This window comes from Campylobacter concisus (assembly GCF_002913865.1).
GTDB classification, from domain to species: Bacteria; Campylobacterota; Campylobacteria; order Campylobacterales; family Campylobacteraceae; genus Campylobacter_A; species Campylobacter_A concisus_AM.
On record NZ_POYX01000152.1, the window covers coordinates 21122 to 38002 of the forward strand.

17 protein-coding genes are annotated in these 16881 nt (G+C 38.3%); all 17 read left to right on the forward strand.

Annotated elements, in window-relative coordinates:
• The first annotated feature begins 77 nt into the window (after positions 1-77).
• The 17 genes from CYP77_RS09565 to CYP77_RS09645 all read left to right on the forward strand — a co-directional run bounded on the left by CYP77_RS09565 (position 78) and on the right by CYP77_RS09645 (position 16804).
• Positions 78-728, forward strand: a complete 651-nt coding sequence (locus CYP77_RS09565) for an HIT family hydrolase (RefSeq protein WP_103567428.1) — start codon at positions 78-80, stop codon at positions 726-728.
• Between the two features lie 10 nt (positions 729-738).
• Positions 739-1095: a hypothetical protein gene (locus CYP77_RS09570; protein ID WP_181001447.1), complete on the forward strand. Its 357-nt coding sequence runs from the start codon at positions 739-741 to the stop codon at positions 1093-1095.
• Positions 1096-1121: 26 nt separating this feature from the next.
• A complete protein-coding gene (locus CYP77_RS09575) occupies positions 1122-2264 on the forward strand; it encodes a hypothetical protein (RefSeq protein ID WP_103567427.1) in 1143 nt (380 codons plus the stop codon).
• Positions 2265-2275: 11 nt separating this feature from the next.
• Entirely contained in the window at positions 2276-7282 is a 5007-nt protein-coding gene (locus tag CYP77_RS09580) for an LPD23 domain-containing protein (RefSeq protein WP_103567426.1), read from the forward strand.
• 131 nt (positions 7283-7413) lie between these two features.
• Positions 7414-8397: an SU10 major capsid protein gene (locus CYP77_RS09585; RefSeq protein ID WP_103567425.1), complete on the forward strand. Its 984-nt coding sequence runs from the start codon at positions 7414-7416 to the stop codon at positions 8395-8397.
• Positions 8398-8399: 2 nt separating this feature from the next.
• Complete coding sequence (locus CYP77_RS09590; protein WP_103567424.1) at positions 8400-8783, forward strand: hypothetical protein; 384 nt, start codon at positions 8400-8402, stop codon at positions 8781-8783.
• Between the two features lie 114 nt (positions 8784-8897).
• Positions 8898-10580 carry a hypothetical protein gene (locus CYP77_RS09595; protein WP_103567423.1) on the forward strand — a complete coding sequence of 561 codons (1683 nt, stop codon included), beginning with the start codon at positions 8898-8900 and terminating at the stop codon, positions 10578-10580.
• Positions 10580-11587, forward strand: a complete 1008-nt coding sequence (locus CYP77_RS09600) for a hypothetical protein (RefSeq protein WP_103567422.1) — start codon at positions 10580-10582, stop codon at positions 11585-11587. The genes CYP77_RS09595 and CYP77_RS09600 overlap by 1 nt, the downstream gene beginning before the upstream one ends.
• A 12-nt stretch (positions 11588-11599) precedes the next feature.
• Entirely contained in the window at positions 11600-12115 is a 516-nt protein-coding gene (locus tag CYP77_RS09605; RefSeq protein ID WP_103567421.1) for a hypothetical protein, read from the forward strand.
• Positions 12108-12494, forward strand: a complete 387-nt coding sequence (locus CYP77_RS09610; RefSeq protein ID WP_103567420.1) for a DUF1353 domain-containing protein — start codon at positions 12108-12110, stop codon at positions 12492-12494. Before CYP77_RS09605 ends, CYP77_RS09610 begins: the two co-directional genes overlap by 8 nt.
• 61 nt (positions 12495-12555) lie before the next feature.
• Positions 12556-12834, forward strand: a complete 279-nt coding sequence (locus CYP77_RS09615; protein ID WP_103567419.1) for a hypothetical protein — start codon at positions 12556-12558, stop codon at positions 12832-12834.
• Positions 12800-13006 carry a hypothetical protein gene (locus CYP77_RS09620; protein ID WP_181001966.1) on the forward strand — a complete coding sequence of 69 codons (207 nt, stop codon included), beginning with the start codon at positions 12800-12802 and terminating at the stop codon, positions 13004-13006. Before CYP77_RS09615 ends, CYP77_RS09620 begins: the two co-directional genes overlap by 35 nt.
• A gap of 143 nt (positions 13007-13149) precedes the next feature.
• The gene (locus CYP77_RS09625; protein WP_103567417.1) at positions 13150-13518 is read left to right on the forward strand and encodes a hypothetical protein; all 369 of its coding nucleotides are present in this window, start codon (positions 13150-13152) and stop codon (positions 13516-13518) included.
• Positions 13515-14075: a putative peptidoglycan-binding domain-containing protein gene (locus CYP77_RS09630; protein ID WP_103567416.1), complete on the forward strand. Its 561-nt coding sequence runs from the start codon at positions 13515-13517 to the stop codon at positions 14073-14075. The genes CYP77_RS09625 and CYP77_RS09630 overlap by 4 nt, the downstream gene beginning before the upstream one ends.
• The gene (locus tag CYP77_RS09635) at positions 14075-14341 is read left to right on the forward strand and encodes a hypothetical protein (protein WP_103567415.1); all 267 of its coding nucleotides are present in this window, start codon (positions 14075-14077) and stop codon (positions 14339-14341) included. Before CYP77_RS09630 ends, CYP77_RS09635 begins: the two co-directional genes overlap by 1 nt.
• Positions 14331-14981: a hypothetical protein gene (locus CYP77_RS09640; protein ID WP_103567414.1), complete on the forward strand. Its 651-nt coding sequence runs from the start codon at positions 14331-14333 to the stop codon at positions 14979-14981. The genes CYP77_RS09635 and CYP77_RS09640 overlap by 11 nt, the downstream gene beginning before the upstream one ends.
• Positions 14978-16804: a hypothetical protein gene (locus CYP77_RS09645; RefSeq protein ID WP_103567413.1), complete on the forward strand. Its 1827-nt coding sequence runs from the start codon at positions 14978-14980 to the stop codon at positions 16802-16804. The genes CYP77_RS09640 and CYP77_RS09645 overlap by 4 nt, the downstream gene beginning before the upstream one ends.
• Positions 16805-16881: the final 77 nt, after the last annotated feature.

Consider the following 16881-nt stretch of genomic DNA (forward strand, 5'->3'; position numbering starts at 1 on the left):
GGTTAAGGGCGATCGAGAGCATAAAAACACTTGAAAGTCTTTTAAGTTTTTTTGAAAATTACAAAGAGGAGTAATAAATGACAGAGCAAGAAGCACTAAATGAATTAGTAAGTATCGTAAATGGTGACGAGCAGGTAGAGCCTGAAACAAACGAAGTGGCGCAAGAACCACAAGAACAGCCAGCAGAGCAACCAATAGTAGCAGAAGAGCCAAAAAAAGAGGAGCTTAATATCGAGGCTATCAAGCAAGCAATGGCTGAAGCGCTAGCAGCAAAAGAGCAACCGCAAGAGCCATCACAACCACAGCTTGCCCCTGAAAAACAAGCACTACTTGACAGTTTAGGTCTTGGAAATCTTGACGCCTTAAAAGCTCAAATGGATCAAATCTCGCAAGCTCAAGCAGCGCAAGCTGAGGAAGCTAGAAGGCAAGCAGTCTTTGACAAAAACCTAGCAGAGTTTAAAAAAGACTACCCAACAATACGTCCTGATGATCTAGCCCAGTTTGCAAAAGCTCACGGCATGAGTGATCTACTTGGTGAAAATTATGTTGGCTGGAAAGCAGTCGCAATGGGAATGATCAATGTGGCAAAAAGCAAAGAAAAGCCAGACGAAATTTTAAGTGGCTCAAATGCGAGCAGTGAGCTATCGGCGTTTGATAGAGCAAAAAAAGGCGAGAACGTGAGCGATGTGGAATATGGCGCAGAACTTTTGAAGCTAGCAGGACTATAAGGAGGAAAAAATGGCAGGACTTTTTGACGACTGGGGTGGAAGCAATATAACACAAGCAATTGGGGGCGTGGCTAGCGGAAAAAATAATGGTGGCGGTAGTAGCGGTGGCTTTTTAAGTTGGCTTGGTGGTGACGCAGGTGGCACACCTAACTGGCTAACAGCATTAGGAACTGGTGGCGCGCTATGGAGCGCTTATAATCAAAACAAAGCAGCGAAACAAGCGTTTAAACTAAATAAAGATGCTTACGACTTTAACAAAATGCTTTCACAAAGGCAATTACAAAGAGAAAATCAGGCAAATCAAAATTTAGTCAATGCTTGGAACGCATCAAACTTTCATAAACAACAAGAGGATGAGGCTTATTAATTTAAGCCTCACAAAAAGGAGCAAAAATGCCATATTTTAACCCAAATAAAGTAGATTTTAACTACAACACCAACACAATAGACGCAGTGGGTGCAACTGGTAGAGCGTTATGGGATATTTACCAAGATAGCGTAAGAAACAACTTCACAAAACAAAGGCTAGCGGAAGAGAATAGATCAAATTTAGCACAAGAGAGCTACAACAATAAACTTTTTGACGCAAACGAAGCGTGGAGGCAAAATCAAATAGAGAACCAAGAGAAAGATAGAGCGTGGAAAATGAACACTGACGCCAGAGATTTTGCGCTCAAAGAAAAACAAATTAACGCTCAAATAGACGCAAACAATGAAAGTAGAGCCTTTAACCAATGGTATAAAAACCAAATGCTACTAGATAGACAAGCAGCAAGGCAGGCGTCGCAGGAGCAAAAAGATATAGACCTAAAAATAAAAATGCAAGCAAACGAAGATGAAGTTGTCGCACTTGCAGAGGCAAATTCAGATAACGCCTATTTGGCAGGACAATATGGGGCTCTAAACCCAGACGGAACGATAGATAAAGATAAATTTGTAAAAACAATGGTGGCTCAATATAAGACAAACCCAAAAGCCGCTGTTACAGCGGTAAATAAAGCACTGGCTGAGAAAAAAGCACTAGATGCGAACCTCGCACAAAGCAACACCATAAAAACAATAGCAGCACTAAAAGAACAACTAAATCAAATCCCAGAGGATAAAAAACTAGATGACTATGATGGCTGGTTTGATAGAGTTGGCGACAATATAAATGCGTTAATGGGAAGAGGAACAGATAAGAAGGCAGCCGAAGCTATCTTAGCAACATTAAACAACTTAGGGTTTCAAAACATGAGGGTTGGTAGAGCTGACGCTGAAAGAAAAGATTTTGACAAGAAATTTAAAGTAGAGCTTGATAGTGTCATTGCCGATAACGACAAGTTTTCTCAAGCTAAAAAACTACAAGGGATAACAATACCTGCTGGCATAAAAGAGCTGGAGCTAAAAAGGGATAGTGTAAGCAACCAATATGCAAAACAGCAGTGGCAAAAAGAAATAGATGAGGCTAATAAAGTAAATAAGAGATTAGACAAGTTTTTTAGTAAAAGTGCTAACGCAAGCACTAAAAATTATAACAATGTGACTGAATATTAAAAGGACAAAAAATGCAATTTAATCAACCAAAAAACTATGATACTTTTACAAATGATAAAAAGGCGCTAGGGATAAACGCTAAGGCGAATGAGCTAAAGCGCTCTATGACAAACTATTTTAGCGACCCAGACGATCGCTATGACAACCGCATAAGGGAAGCCAACGCTGATAATAACGCAGAAATGGTGGATGCAATAAATAGTATCAGGGCGCAATTTGACGCACAAGTGCCACTTACACAAAAGGTTTTTGGCGACAAAGAAGTAGTAGAGCAAAAAGGGGTTGATGCATTAAAACAAATATCAGCTGAGTTAAAAAGACAAGGCAAAGGCAGTCTTGTCAATGCTGACGGCAATGTCCTTTTTAAAAACAAAGCTGGTGAGCTTGTAGATTTAGACCAAGGAATATTAAAAGACCTTTGGCATAGCACAAAAGCCAATAAAGGAGCTATTGTGGCAGGCGTAGGTGGAGCGCTTTTAGCTCCATTAACTGGCGGAACAAGCCTATTACCAGTAATAGCAGGTGGGGCAGTTGGCTCTGCGCTTGGTGCAGCAGGAGACTATATATACAACGCAAATGATACTGGGCAAAACGTAGATACTGGAACACTAGCAAATTTGGCACTAGAAAACGCAGGGCTTAGTGTGTTAGGCGATGGCGTAGGTTATGCAGTGGCTAAAGGCGGTAAAGCACTAATAAATAAAGCAGGCGATGTAATTAACAAGAGCAAAACATTAAAAGATAGCTTTGGCAATGAGATAAAAGACGTAGATATAAAACAAAAAATTACAAATGCAATAAATAATACCCCGCTAGTAGGTGATGTGACAAGCTCAAATCACGCACCAGCAATGGGAGATATAACAAGGAGTATTAAAGCAGCAGATGCAGTCTTGTCGCCTGAAGAGCTGGCTGAAAAAGAGGCTTATTTAGCCAACAATAAAATAGAGCTAAATGATATAAACACTTTAGGGCTGAAAGCAAAGGCTTATGCAGATGATTATGCTAATAGAACAAGTAGCCCTTGGGTAAAAGATAAAGTCACAAAGGCTGGCGAATACGTAGAGAATAAAGCCAAAGGCACACTTGACCCACAAATCACAAAAGAGCAAGAGATCGCACTAAATAATGCCTTTGCTGACCCTAGCGAAATGAAAACTATTGCTGATGTAATAGGTAGCGATGACTTGGTGCGAAATAAAGCTATAAAAATAATTGATGACCAAGCACAAAAGAGATTAGAAGCAGCTGGAATTGATAAAAACTTTAGGATCAACCCAGAGAGTTTTAGAAAACTAGATGATACCGATAAAGCATTTGTTAGTGATATTTTGGGTAGTTATGTAAACGCCACAAAAAGCGACTATAACCAAGTAGTAGATGCCTTCAAGCAAGTGGCAGGCAATAGCCCACTACAAATAGATAAAAAAGGGCTAGACGATGCGATAAATAGCATTGTGGCTAATTATGCAAAAGTAGAAGATAGAGATAAAATGCGTATAGCCTTAGATCAAATGGCGCAAGAGGGCTTTAATATTAATAAGGCGTTTGATGTTAGGCGTTATCTAAATAAAGCAATAAGAAACTCAGACTACACTGGCGAGCAACAAGCTAGAGCCTTAAAAGAAGTGTTAGATGATAGCATGTTTAAGTCTCTTGGTGATGACAGGGGCGAGCTTAGGGCATTACTAAAAGAGCAGGACGAAAAATATGCTCAAATGAAAGCCTTAAAAGATACAAAGATTTTCAATAAGGGCAATGATCTATTGAGCGACGATTTTAACTTTGATAAAGTCGGTGATTTGATCAATAAAAATAATGACGTTTGGGCTAAAACAACCAAAGGGCTCAATAAAGAGCAAATAGCAGAAGTAGAAAAAGCCTACATAAGGAGTGCAATAAAAGACGAGCTAGTTGATCTTGGCATGAATAGAAAAGGGTTTAATCCTATTGCGGTAGCAGAAAAACTAAGCGACGCTAAATTTGTAAGTGACGAAGCGAAAACTTTACAAAAAGCACTATTTGATGACGCAAAATTTCGCCCAAACACAAAAGGCATAATTGACGCAATAGATGCAGGGCTAAAGACAAAAAGCCAAGGTGGAAGTATAGCCACAAGCTTTAGTGGCAAAGTAGCTATGGCATTTGTAGCAAGAAGTTTTGAACGCTTGGCAAAACATATCCCACTAATAGGCAAACAAGCAGGTAAAAAGAATTTATATGCTGAAGCATTTTTAAAAGCAAAAACTACGTCTGACGCCTTAACCGATATAATGAAAAACGAAGCTATACCAATAAAAGATAGGTTTGATTTACTTACTCAGGCACAAAGTAAAGAGATAAGGAGTTTAATTGATGATTTTATGGCTAAAAAAGAGCAGGCTAAAAGTGATCTAATAAAAATGGACACCGCAGAAGGCAACTCTAAAAACACAGAGATAAAAGGCGATGGCTTCATCGCCAAAGAAAGCCCAGCGCCAAAGAGTGATTTAAATGTAAAAATGGACTTAGCCCCAAATGTAAGAGATTTATCAAAGATAACAACTGAAGAAATAAGCGCTGATTTAGATTATCTAGCTAGCAAGCACCCAGAAATGTTTAGTAAGCCAAGCGATGTTTTTAGGCTGATTAGAGAGATCAAAAATGAACCAACGCATTTTTTTAATAATAACAGACTTGATTATGCGTTAATAGTCAAAAGGGTTGGCGACAATAAAATAGGCAAGTTGGCAGTTGATAAAGAAAGTGGAGAAGTAAAACATGCGACAAAAGTAAAAGAAAAAGATATAAAACGCCTTGATAGGATTAGCAGAGAAAATTCTAAAGATGCTGGCATTATCCAAACTTTCATCCAGCCAGGCAGCAAATCAAATAGCGAGCTTGGGCTGCCAAATGAGATTATACCAAAACAAACACAAGAATTAGATAAAACTTTTAAAAACCAAAAAGACAAAAATACTAAAACTATCAATGCAAGCCCACATATCGCAAGTGGCTTTCTTGGCGGCACAGCAAACGGCACAGCAAACGGCACAGATGAAAACGGCAATGTAATAAGACCTGAAGAGTTTGCAAAAGGCTTTATTTATGCATTGTTTGGGTCAAAATTTAGTGCTTCAGCGGTTAAACGCATAAGCCCAGAGCTTTATAATTCTATTGTTGGGCTTGGCAAAAAGATGCCACAAATGGCAAAAGATAATCCAAAATTATTAACTAAAATTTATGGATCAGCGAAGAACAATAGTATAAATTCTTTTGCAGGAGAAAAAGCACTTAATGCTAGTGCTAATAAACTCTCAAAAGCCAAAGCTATGCTAGAAAAAGGCGAAGATGAAGTTAAAATTTGGCAAAGCACTGGGTGGTATAAAGACAAGGACGGAGCGTGGAAGTTTGAGATAGATGATAACCCAGCTAAAATCAAAAATCAAAACGCAGATAAGTTAGGCGACCTGCTAGAGCATAAAGAACTATTTAAGGCATATCCTGAGTTAAAGGATATAAACGTAGTAAAAATAAAAGATGAACTTTATAATAAAAACTTAAAGGATTGGCACAAAGAGAGCTCCCCACTAACTAAAAACACAGATGGAACGCCAAAAATTTTTTATCATGGGACTAAAAAATCAAATATAAGCGAGTTTGACCAAAAGTTTGATAAAAGTAAGTGGGGGTTTTTCTTTACAACTGATAAAGGGTTGAGCGAGGAATATTCAAAAGGGCGATATGGGCTAAAAGAACCAAATAGCGGAGTTATGGAGGTATATATAAATGCCAAAAAGCCTTTTGATTTAAGGGAAGAAATTACAAAGGATACTGCTAATAAATATCAAGCATTGCTTGGGAATTTAGCAAAAAGAGACGACTTAAAAAACGGTGTTGGGAAAAGTCTTTATGAATATATAAAAAATACCAGCCTAAAACAATATGATACAAAGGCAAAAGCATTTAAAGATAAATTGCAAAATGCAGGATATGATAGCATTATATTAGACGATAACGTAATAGTTGCATTTAACCCAAACCAAATAAAACATGTAAAAAACAATGGAAATTTTAATAAAGAAAATGACATTTATTCATTAGGGGATAAAGGCTATTACGACCCAGTTAAAAAAGAAATTGGTCTTAGAGAAGTAGCAGATAAATCTACCTTAATGCACGAAATCCAACACGCCATACAAGATATTGAAGGGTTTGCAAAAGGAAGCAATGCAAATGATAAAAAATATGCTCTATATCATGGTGAAGCTGAAGCGAGGAATGTACAAAATAGGCTCGACTTAAATAAAAAAGGCAGAGCTCATCCGCATGAGACTTTTGACGTAAATCCAAACGAGACATTTGTAAGTAGAGAAGACGGCGTAAATTTTAGTCAAAAATTGCCTGAGTTAAAAGAAAAACGAGGCATCTATAATGTCACATATAATGGCAAATTTTCAACTCCAGTTTATAAGGATTTAGAGGATGTAGAGGGAGCGGTAAGATATGCGATAGGAAATAAAAACAAAGGGGCTAAACATATCGAGATAAAGCATTTAGAAGACACAACAAAGGAAGGTTATGTTACGAAGCAAGAACTATTAAATATGGGCGAGAATATGCGTAAATTTATAAAAGAATATAAAGAACCATTTATAAATGATCGCAAAGCAAGGCTTTATGAATGGGAAGATAAAGACGGCGTGAGATTTAGACTTGTCATAAATGACATAAAGGATAAAAACGGAGGAAGCGGGATACACTCCGCAATTACTTCAACCTCCGCTAATGACGATATTATAACCTTTTATTCTGATAGAAATCTAAAAGAGCCGATGAAGTTTGAGAACCCAAAACTTAAACTACTTGATGCGATAGACAATAGTAGCGACAAAGTTGGTGCAGTTAAAAAAATATTGCTCAATAAACATATAAGCGACGGCGTAAAAGCTAAAGCGGTAAATAGACTAACTAAAAATAAAATTAGTCAAGGTGTAAAAACTAACTACATTTCTACTAAAAACTCCAAGAATAATTAAAAAGCCCTATCTTTTAGGGCTCACTCTTTTTAAAAACACTAAATTTTCTCTTTGATTTTCTCAAAATTGGGTAGATTTGACACAGCTACAAATGATAAATTGCCATTAAATTGCATAAAAGGAGCAAAGAAATGGCAATAACAACTACTGGGTTTCAAGCCCCAGCAACAAAAAGAGAAGGGCTAAAGCCTTCGGTATATGACAAAATAATTTTAATAGGTGCTGACGAGACGCCTATACTTAAACTAATTGGCACTTCAAGTGTTAAAGGTATAGAGCACTCTTGGCTAACTGACAGCTTAGCTGCCCCAAAGAAAAACGCACAGCTAGAGATTTCTGACTTTGACGATCAGATCAAATCAAGCGTGCAAAAGACTTCAAACGCAGTGCAAATTTTCACTTCAAACGTTAGTGTTTCAAGAAGTATGCAAGCAGTGGCAACTTATGGCGGTAAAGAGCTAGAGCGCGAGACGGCTAAAAGAGCAAAAGAGCATAAGCTAGATATGGAGTATGCTATCTTTGGTTTAGGCCGTGATGCTGATGTTAAAAAGAGCGTGTTTAAAGCACCGACTGTTAGAACGGATGCAACAGCTGGCGAAATGGCAGGCTTATTTTACTTCTTGGCTAAGGGTGCGGCTGCATTTGCAAGTGGTAAGCGTGGCAATGTTGTAGCATTTGATAGCTCAGGCGATTGGAAAGGTACTCCATCAGCACTAACTGAAACTGTGCTATCACAACTACTTCAAAACATTTGGGATGCAGGCACAACTCCAAAAGATGTATTCATTGGCGCTGATCTAAAGCCAGCTATTAACAAAATAGCTACTAGACAATTTGGTAACGAGAAAAACATCAACTCTAGCGTTGTTAGCCTTGACACTGATTTTGGTAGGGTAAATTTTAGACTTCACCGCTTCTTAAGCCCTAAATACGGCTTAGGTGATTGTATCATTGCGGGCGACTTTGACTACATGAAAAATGGACTACTTGTACCAACCGAGCTAAAAGACGTGACTACTTCAAAAACAGCTATCCAAAAGAGATACTACACAGAAAGTTGTATCGAAGTAAGAAACGCAGACGCATTTGCAATAGGCGTTGGTTTAAAGGCCTAGTAATGCTTTGCGCTGAAGCCAAAAAACATTTGAGCTTTAAAACGACAGCAGGGGTTAAGCTCCCTGCTGATGATATGCTTGGCTCACTATTTTTAGAAGCTATGCTTTTTTGCTGTGATAAGTGCGTGCCTAACGTCCTTATTAGGCGAGTGGGTAGTGAAGAGACGCCATATAGAAATTTAAAAGAAGATACTTTTATTTGCGTGCCAGATATACCAAATTTTAGCAATCCAAAAGAGCACCTACAAATAGATGAAGCTTTGAGCTATGCAGTGATTAACTACGTAGCCTTTTTAATAAACAAAGACACTTATTATCGCACATTAGCACTTGAAGCGATAGCAGACTACAATGCAAACGAAATGAGCGACTATGACCGAATATGATCTCTATAAGGTTTTAAAAAACGCAAAAGATTTAAGCAAAATAGATCTCTTGCGTTTTTTTAAAGAATTTGCAGAAAGAATAAAAAAGATAAAAGACACAGCAAAGGCTAAAAAATGGTAACAATAGAAGAATTGAAGCTTGGGAATAAGACATTAGAAGCACTTAAATTTTTGCTTTTGCAGATCAATGAGCTTGATGTGATCCTCAATGAACTTAATTTTGAAGAGCTAAGAGAGGCTAATAACCAAGCCAAAACGCAGATAGAAGTATTAAATAACATAAAAACAGTAGTGTTAAACACCGAAAAATCAATAGAGCAGGTAAAAGCCTCAATCGATAGTAGAAGCGAGGAAATAAATACTACCAAACGAGAAATAGAAGATGCAAAAACAAACATTATAAAAGCCAAAGATGATACCATTCTAATATATGAAAATATTTCAAGTAAAAGCGAAAGAATAGAGCAAAAATATAATGAGATTGGTGAGATAAAAAAAGGGGTCGATAGGAAGTTTGATGATATAAAAACCATAGAAGAACAAAGCCGAGATATGGCTAACGAAATAACTAATAATAAAAATATTATACTGAAAAAAATAGATGAAAATATAAATACTTTAAATAATACTATTTCTAAGATCAATATTTTAAAAAATGAGACTTTACAAGAGATAGCTACAACAAAAGCTGGTATAGATACAAAAGCCAATGAAGCCCTTAATACAGCTACATCATCTCTAAATGAGATTAAGACTATCCTTAATGACTTTAAAGGCAAACAAACGGAGCTAAATGCTCTTAAGGCAAGCCTAGAGACCCTAAAAAGTAGCCTAGAGAACCTAAACAAATCAGGGCTTATTAATGACACCCAAGCAGGTATAGCTCAAACTTACTCTAGCAATAAGATTAATAACCTATTGCAAGGGGTGCTAAGAGAGAGCGACGCAGCTGAGAGTAATGCTAATGGTAAGCTTGTAAAAAGAAACGCTCAAGGCAACATCTATGCTACTAACATCTATCTCAATGCAACAACAAAAGCTGAAGTGAGCGATATAAAGAACTCTTTATCTACTGACAAGTGGAGATTTATTGTAAGAGATACAGAAGAAGGTTTGCTTAGGTCGATGTCCATTAAAGACTTTATGAGCTCCCAACTTGCTGATATGAATACAGCCTTAGGAAGTAAGGTAGATTACAGCAAAGCCAATCAGCCTAATGGCTATCCACAGCTTGACGCTAATAGCAGGATAAGCACAGCCCAACTACCAACAGAGATAAATGCTACAACTCTTAATGGGCAACCTGACACTTACTATGCATCTTCTCGTTATGTTGCTAATATAGAGCAGTCTTTACGCACTCTCATAGGACAGACAGCTGGGAGGATAGACAATAAGTTAGATACTTCAAAGGTAATGGAAGGCAATACAGGGGTAATAAAAACAAGTGCTTTACCTGATACCCTTGTATATGTATCCCCTTCAACAAGGGAAATACCTCTGTCTGTTATGCCTCTAAAAGATACTATGTCAAGGGTCAATGGGAGCAACCTTAACCTTAACAATGAGTGGAGCAAGCACTATGTAATGAATTTTACTACTAGAAATACCTTTCAGATATATGGGCTTGATAAACATATAGGGCAAACAGGAGTTATTGTGATGAAAGGTGCTAAAAACATAACAGGATGGGGGAGTAATATGGTTTGGCGAGAAGTGCCAACTGATTTAAAAGACACCGAAGTATTTGCCTACTTTGTGGCTTCAGCAACTGAAGTATATATGGGGAGGGCATAATGAGCTTTATGATAGGTTGTGGGAGTACTTCTAAAAAATACTTAGAGGTAAAAAGCTTTGATGAAGAGACTACCTTTAGAGGTATTGATTTTGAGAAGGCTATCACAAATGATACATTAATAATAAAGACCCCTCCGTTGTTAGTGGAACAAGAACAAGAGGGAATTCTTATAGGGGTAATGGAAATTAGCTTAATAAGCGAGCAAGTATTCTTTATAGAGTTCTACTCTAAAGCGAGAGGGGATAGGTATGGGAGATGTGTATTTAAATATAATATAGGGGGCAGTGGCAGGCAAATGCAGTACGTAGCTAAGCCTGATAGTTATGATTATCCTAACCCTGCTTTTACTTCAAATATAAAGCAGTTTGATATAGGCATATCAATAGAGCCTATGCCATCTCTTGGTAATAATAGTGGGGGGATAAAACTTACACTCCCTTATGGCTTCATACAGCAATACGCTGACACTATTATTCGCTTTGGTAAAACTAGAATAATGCGTGCAAGGAACATCTATGTAGATTTGAGGCAGGATAGTTATAGCGATGTTACCTTTTCTTACTCTAAAGAAGATTTGATACAGCTTTGTGGAGATAGCACTTCATATGAGTTTCAGTTACCTTATACCTTGTTAAAAGATGGTAATGGCTTGGTGTTTGGAGAGGGCGTTCTGTATTATAATCGACGCATACTATATGGAGATAATCCTAAAGCTATATCTTTATTACCAACAATAGATAGCACAAAGCACACTGCGAAGTATCTGTGTCCGTCAGGAATGACTATGTTGGAGGCTTCTTCAAGGAAGGCAGTGCCAGCAGGGACAGAGCTAAGCCCTACAAAAAGTTATGATATGTCAAAGAGAGTGCCTAATGGGGACACCTTAACCATAAACTATGTTTATACAGGTTCAGGTATAACCAAGGTATTTATGCAGTTTAGTTCCCCACTTAGTAAGTGGATTGGCAAAGATATAACCTTTGTATTTGTAAAAAGAGTTGTTTAAAGGAGAAAGCTAATGAAGCTATATAACTTAAAAGATGAGCTTGTAGAAGACGTACCATATATAGTATCAGATAAAGGCACATTCTATACAAAGTTTCTAACTGAAGAAGAACTCAAAGAGCTAGGGTATCTAAAAGTAATCTATGAGGACTACCCTACAAACACAGATGAGTTTAAAAAGGTGGTGCAGATTAGTGAAGTCAAAGGAGACGCTTACGTAATATCTTATGAGATAGTAAGCAAGAACCTAGAGGAACTTACAGCACTTTTTAAAGAAAAAACCCAGCAACTCCTAGACGCTAAGGCAAGAGAGAAAGGCTATGACGACATCCTCTCTGCTTGCTCTTATGCAGGCTATGACAATGACTTTAGAGCAGAAGGAGAAGCCTTTGGTATTTGGAGAGCTAAGGTGTGGAAGTACGGCTATGGCTTACTAAATGCTATTGCTGAGGGTAAGCATAAGATGCCTAAGAGTTTTGATGAGATTTTAGCAGAGATGCCAACATTTGAGGAGGTGCATAATGGCTGAGAAGTTACAAAGAATAGTAGTTAAGCCCTTTGGTAAGGATAACTTTGAGACAGCTAGTCCGTTTAAGTATAAAGACATAGACATACCTGTGGGCTACATAACAGACGGAGCAAGTATCCCTAGAATATTTTGGTGGATGTTTGAGCCTTATAGTCCTGAGTATCTAACGGCTTCTGTGATACACGATTACTTAACAGATGATGCGTTAAGACTTTATATAAAGCTAGGTAACAATAGTGATTTTAAAGTAGCTGATGATACCTTTAGGGAACTCTTGGAGCTCTTAGGCGTATCTAAATGGAAGATACTGCTTTTCTATTACAGCGTAAGAGCCTATCACATAATCAAATATGGGAGAGATACAAGTGCTAAGTCCTAGTTTATATTTAAGTGGCTTTTTGCTGCTTATTACTTTGTTTCTAGGGTATAGGTATCAAAGCTTGGATAATGAACTTAGCGTTACAAGAGCTAATCTAAAGGCTAGCGATGATATGAATTTAAAGCTAAAGGATGAGATAAACGAGCAAGATAGGCTTATCTCTCTAAAGCTCGACACCATTGAGAAGGTTAGTAGGCAAAAACAAATAATAGAAATAAAGGCTAGTAAAGTCAAAGAAAGGGTGCAAAATGAGGACAAAAAGGATATGTCTAATGCTCTTGACATCAGTGTTTCTTATGTGCTTGATGGGCTGCGAAAGCAAGCAGGTAGTGCTAAATAAGTATGACAAGATACCAAGCTACCTTCTTGAAGCTCCTATGATAGCAGATAGAAATGTAACAAACCAAAGCGAAGCAGGAGTGCTGCTAATAGATGTTTATAGTGGTTATGAGAAGTGTATAGGACAGCTAGAGGACATAAAAAAGTATGAAGCAAAAAGAGATAAACAATAAAAACATAAGGGTGTGTAAATGGAACGAATAATAAAGAGAACAAAAGCCTTTTGGCTAAATAAAATGGTTGTAGTAGAAATAATATTATCCGTCCTAATAATGTATGTTTTTACCTATAAATTTTAAAAAAAAGGGGCTAGGTAATGGATGATCTTATGGATAGGCTAGGCTTTTATTTTTGGGTGATAATAGTTGGCTTCGTAGGCGGTGTGTTAAGCATTGCAGGGGGTAACGCCAAGGTTGCAAGCGATGGTAAGGCTATCATAAATTTTTTCGTTGGCACTATTAGCTCGACTTTTATATGCTGGGTAGCTTACGAGACGGCATTTTATTTCACAGAAAAAGGGAGCTTTAGTCTCGCAGTCGGTGGCTTTTTTGCATGGAGAGGCACAGCTTGGGTTAGTGCCGTGATCGACAAAGCAATAGACAAAAAGATAGACCACTTAAGTGATAACAACTATGACTATACGCCAAGACCGCCTCGCGACTACGATATAGGAGATGAAAAATGAACTACACAAACTACACACAAGCTTTTAATCTTTTAATGAGCTTAGAATTTAGTCGCCCTGAAAATGCCTTGCATAAAAATCCAACGGAAAATGGGCTAACTTTTATGGGTGTTTATGAAACAGCTAACCCAAACTGGCAAGGCTGGGGGCAAGTTAGGGCGGCAATCAACGCATACGGCGATCTTAAAAAGGCTAGCATTGCTTTATATAACGATGATGCGCTCGTAAATTTAGTGGCAAGTTTTTACAAGAAAACATACTGGGACGCTCTATGCCTAGATGATGCCAATAGCCAGCTAAAAGCAAATGAGCTTTTTTGCTTTGCGGTCAATGTCGGAGTAAAAAGTGCCGTGCGTGTGCTTCAAAATATGCTAGGGCTTACAATCGACGGCATAATGGGGGCAAATACACTAAAAGCGCTAAATGCTTATGATACGGTGGCATTTGATAGTGATTTTGATAGGGCAGAGATCGCCTATTATCGAAATTTAATAAGAAAAAACCCACGCCTTGGTGTATATGAGCAAGGTTGGGAGAATAGAGCGAGGAGCGTATAATGGCTGAAAGAAATTTAGGCGACGAGATCGACGAAATAAAAACACAACTACAAACAATTATGAATAAGATCAGTAGCTTTGAAGATGAAACTAGATCGTTACGAAGTTTTACAAACGACCTAAACAACACAATCAACAGCTTTTCATCAAGGATTAAACGAATAGAGACAAATGGATTAAAAAGTGCCGTAAGCGACTTGCGCGATGATCTTGATTTGCAAAGAATAAAAGTAACTAGACTGGAGAGAAAAGACAATGGATTTTAAAAACGCATATTTAGAAAGAACAAGAGAGCTATTAAAACTAAGCATCGGAGCGGACACACCATATCAAGAAACACTAAAATATCTTGATGATTGTTTTGAGAAATACGAGATACCAAATCAACACAGAATAAACGTGCTTTCTCAAATGTTGCCGCTAATCACGACGCAATTTACTATTACGGCTATGCAAACTGGGCTTGAGCTAACACAACAAGACCTAAGCTTTGAGTTGTCACTAAAAAACCTTGAAAAACAAGCAGCTGCAATGGATGCAAACATTGAGGGTATAAAAGAACAAACAAGAAACACTAAACTAAAAAATGATGAGCTAGAGGCTCAAGCAGCGGACAAACTAGAAAATTTAAAGGAGCAAAACAATCTTTTACGCGCTCAAATAGCAAAACTTGCAAAAGAGCAAGCGCTAGCAGAAAGCCAACAACGAGCAGTAGATAGGCAAGTAATCGACAATAGGATTATTAAATCAATGTCAGTGCTTGGCAACTTCATCGCAGAAAATCAAGCTGGCGGTATGATAGTGCCGTCTGATATGACAAAGTATTTGTTTAATATGGTGCATGCGCTAATTAAAAACGATATAACGATCGATGAAAACAAAAACTTCACGATGACAAAGAAATGATCGGCTTAAGCGATATATTAAATTTAACAAACTCAGATACTGGCGATGACTATGAGTTTATGGCTGGCGGGCAGTTTGATTTTTACCAGGCAGGCAGCCTTGGCTACTCTGCTTTTAACACACCTTCGCCTGATCTAAGGAGCTTTTTTATCGCACAAGCTGGCAATTTAAGTGGCGCACTAATTGGGCTAAATGAGGATTTTGCCGAATACGTGCTAATGCCGATGATAGTCGCTATAAACCAGCCTGATTATGATACGAGCATAAATTTACTTATTGATAGCGTGGAAGCGGTAACAAAAATAAAATTTTCTACTCCTAAAAGCTCAAATAGGGATAACCGCTTTGGCAGGATAGACGGCAACGGCTTTGCTAGTTTGCAAAGAGGCGACTACGCAAGCCTAAAAGAATTCGTAAGTGAGCTAAGAAACGACAGCTATGCCGAAAATCTAGCTGAGGACGTTGGCAGAATGTATGGTGGTGTAGTAGGTCAAGCTTTGGCTGGCATGCTATATGATGGCATTGTGAATGGACGCTTCAACGCGATGAATGTAGCCGAGGCGATGTACCAAAATATGAAAAGTACGCTAACCTCAGTTGCTATCCAGAACACACTTTCAGCACTTGGCACGACCATATCCCCGCTTGGTATAGCTCCGATAGCTGGGCTAATCAACGCCCTTGTAACAGAAGTTTTTGAGATGGCGGTAGGGCTTGATAATAGTTTTGGTTTTGGTGGTGATCTTAATGCAGTAGTAGGCAATACAGCATTTTATGATCGCCCTATGAGTTTTGGTGAGTTTATGCAAGATACGTTTAGCGGGTGGTTTGGTATCCCTGACGCAGTGATAGGTCAAACTGACTACAACGGCAACATAACTGGCGTAAGAGTTGGCAAACAATTATATGGGTATAAAATGGAACAAACATTTAATGATGCACTACACGGCAGACCTGGCACTAAAATGCTAACTAGCCTTGACCCAGCAAGAGCAGCGATGCAAAATTTCGCACGTAATAAACTAGACAGCATAAGATCGCAAAGCTCACTAATGACAAATATGCGCATGGATAGTCTAGGCAGGCTAAACTACGAGATAAACACTCGCACATCGCTACAAAATGCAGGGTTTGACACAACATTATCAGATGTGGCATTTAGTGCGACACAGCAGATAACAAAATCACTGCTTGATAAAGTAGTAGCTTTTGATTTGAATGCTTTTAATATCGCACCAGCTGGAGCGTCTGAAAGTGGTCATGCTAACGCTAGCACAACAGCAGAAAATACATATAGCGGCTCAGATGCTTGGGCTGCAACGGCAACAAAGTTGGCTTCAATAATGAAGAGTGGCCGTGAGGGGCTGGGGGTGTCGGTTGATAAACACGGCAATTTTAGCTTTTCAAATACCCCAGCAGGCAATATGGTAGAAGCAATGGGTCTAGTCGGTTTTGGTGGGGCAAAAATAGACTATGGGCTAGCGATGAGAGTAGCGGCTGAACTCGCAAAACAAAAAACAGCTATTGAAGCCAAAAAGGCGGAGGTAGCAAGGCAAAAAGAGCATAATGGCGGAGGTGGTGGCGTAGGTAGCGCTAGCCATACTGCTTTTGATGATAGAGATTTTGGCGACAAATTTTCTGGTAGAGATTGGGGCGGATCAAATAAACAAGCAGGCGGACGCAGTGCCGCTAGTAGAGAAAGACAAGCCAATAAAAATGGGGGCGGTCACAGCAGAGGGTCGAGAGATTATAGCGGTAGCAGAGCTGGGGGCAGAAGTGCAAGAAGTAGAGAAAGGCAGGCCAACAAAAACGGACGAAGATAATTTTTTGTAAAATAAAAAGCGTGTTTAAAACCAAAAATGTATAAAAAAATGTATAACTAAAAAATCTAAAGTATTTA

What these genes read in the sequence shown, in the direction of transcription:
- CYP77_RS09610 (WP_103567420.1), top strand. Translation starts at nt 12,108, where the DNA reads ATGGCTGAGAAGTTACAAAGAATAGTAGTTAAGCCCTTTGGTAAGGAT.
- CYP77_RS09640 (WP_103567414.1), top strand. Translation starts at nt 14,331, where the DNA reads ATGGATTTTAAAAACGCATATTTAGAAAGAACAAGAGAGCTATTAAAA.
- CYP77_RS09570 (WP_181001447.1), top strand. Translation starts at nt 739, where the DNA reads ATGGCAGGACTTTTTGACGACTGGGGTGGAAGCAATATAACACAAGCA.
- CYP77_RS09585 (WP_103567425.1), top strand. Translation starts at nt 7,414, where the DNA reads ATGGCAATAACAACTACTGGGTTTCAAGCCCCAGCAACAAAAAGAGAA.
- CYP77_RS09575 (WP_103567427.1), top strand. Translation starts at nt 1,122, where the DNA reads ATGCCATATTTTAACCCAAATAAAGTAGATTTTAACTACAACACCAAC.
- CYP77_RS09635 (WP_103567415.1), top strand. Translation starts at nt 14,075, where the DNA reads ATGGCTGAAAGAAATTTAGGCGACGAGATCGACGAAATAAAAACACAA.
- CYP77_RS09625 (WP_103567417.1), top strand. Translation starts at nt 13,150, where the DNA reads ATGGATGATCTTATGGATAGGCTAGGCTTTTATTTTTGGGTGATAATA.
- CYP77_RS09605 (WP_103567421.1), top strand. Translation starts at nt 11,600, where the DNA reads ATGAAGCTATATAACTTAAAAGATGAGCTTGTAGAAGACGTACCATAT.
- CYP77_RS09590 (WP_103567424.1), top strand. Translation starts at nt 8,400, where the DNA reads ATGCTTTGCGCTGAAGCCAAAAAACATTTGAGCTTTAAAACGACAGCA.
- CYP77_RS09580 (WP_103567426.1), top strand. Translation starts at nt 2,276, where the DNA reads ATGCAATTTAATCAACCAAAAAACTATGATACTTTTACAAATGATAAA.
- CYP77_RS09645 (WP_103567413.1), top strand. Translation starts at nt 14,978, where the DNA reads ATGATCGGCTTAAGCGATATATTAAATTTAACAAACTCAGATACTGGC.
- CYP77_RS09565 (WP_103567428.1), top strand. Translation starts at nt 78, where the DNA reads ATGACAGAGCAAGAAGCACTAAATGAATTAGTAAGTATCGTAAATGGT.
- CYP77_RS09600 (WP_103567422.1), top strand. Translation starts at nt 10,580, where the DNA reads ATGAGCTTTATGATAGGTTGTGGGAGTACTTCTAAAAAATACTTAGAG.
- CYP77_RS09620 (WP_181001966.1), top strand. Translation starts at nt 12,800, where the DNA reads ATGGGCTGCGAAAGCAAGCAGGTAGTGCTAAATAAGTATGACAAGATA.
- CYP77_RS09595 (WP_103567423.1), top strand. Translation starts at nt 8,898, where the DNA reads ATGGTAACAATAGAAGAATTGAAGCTTGGGAATAAGACATTAGAAGCA.
- CYP77_RS09630 (WP_103567416.1), top strand. Translation starts at nt 13,515, where the DNA reads ATGAACTACACAAACTACACACAAGCTTTTAATCTTTTAATGAGCTTA.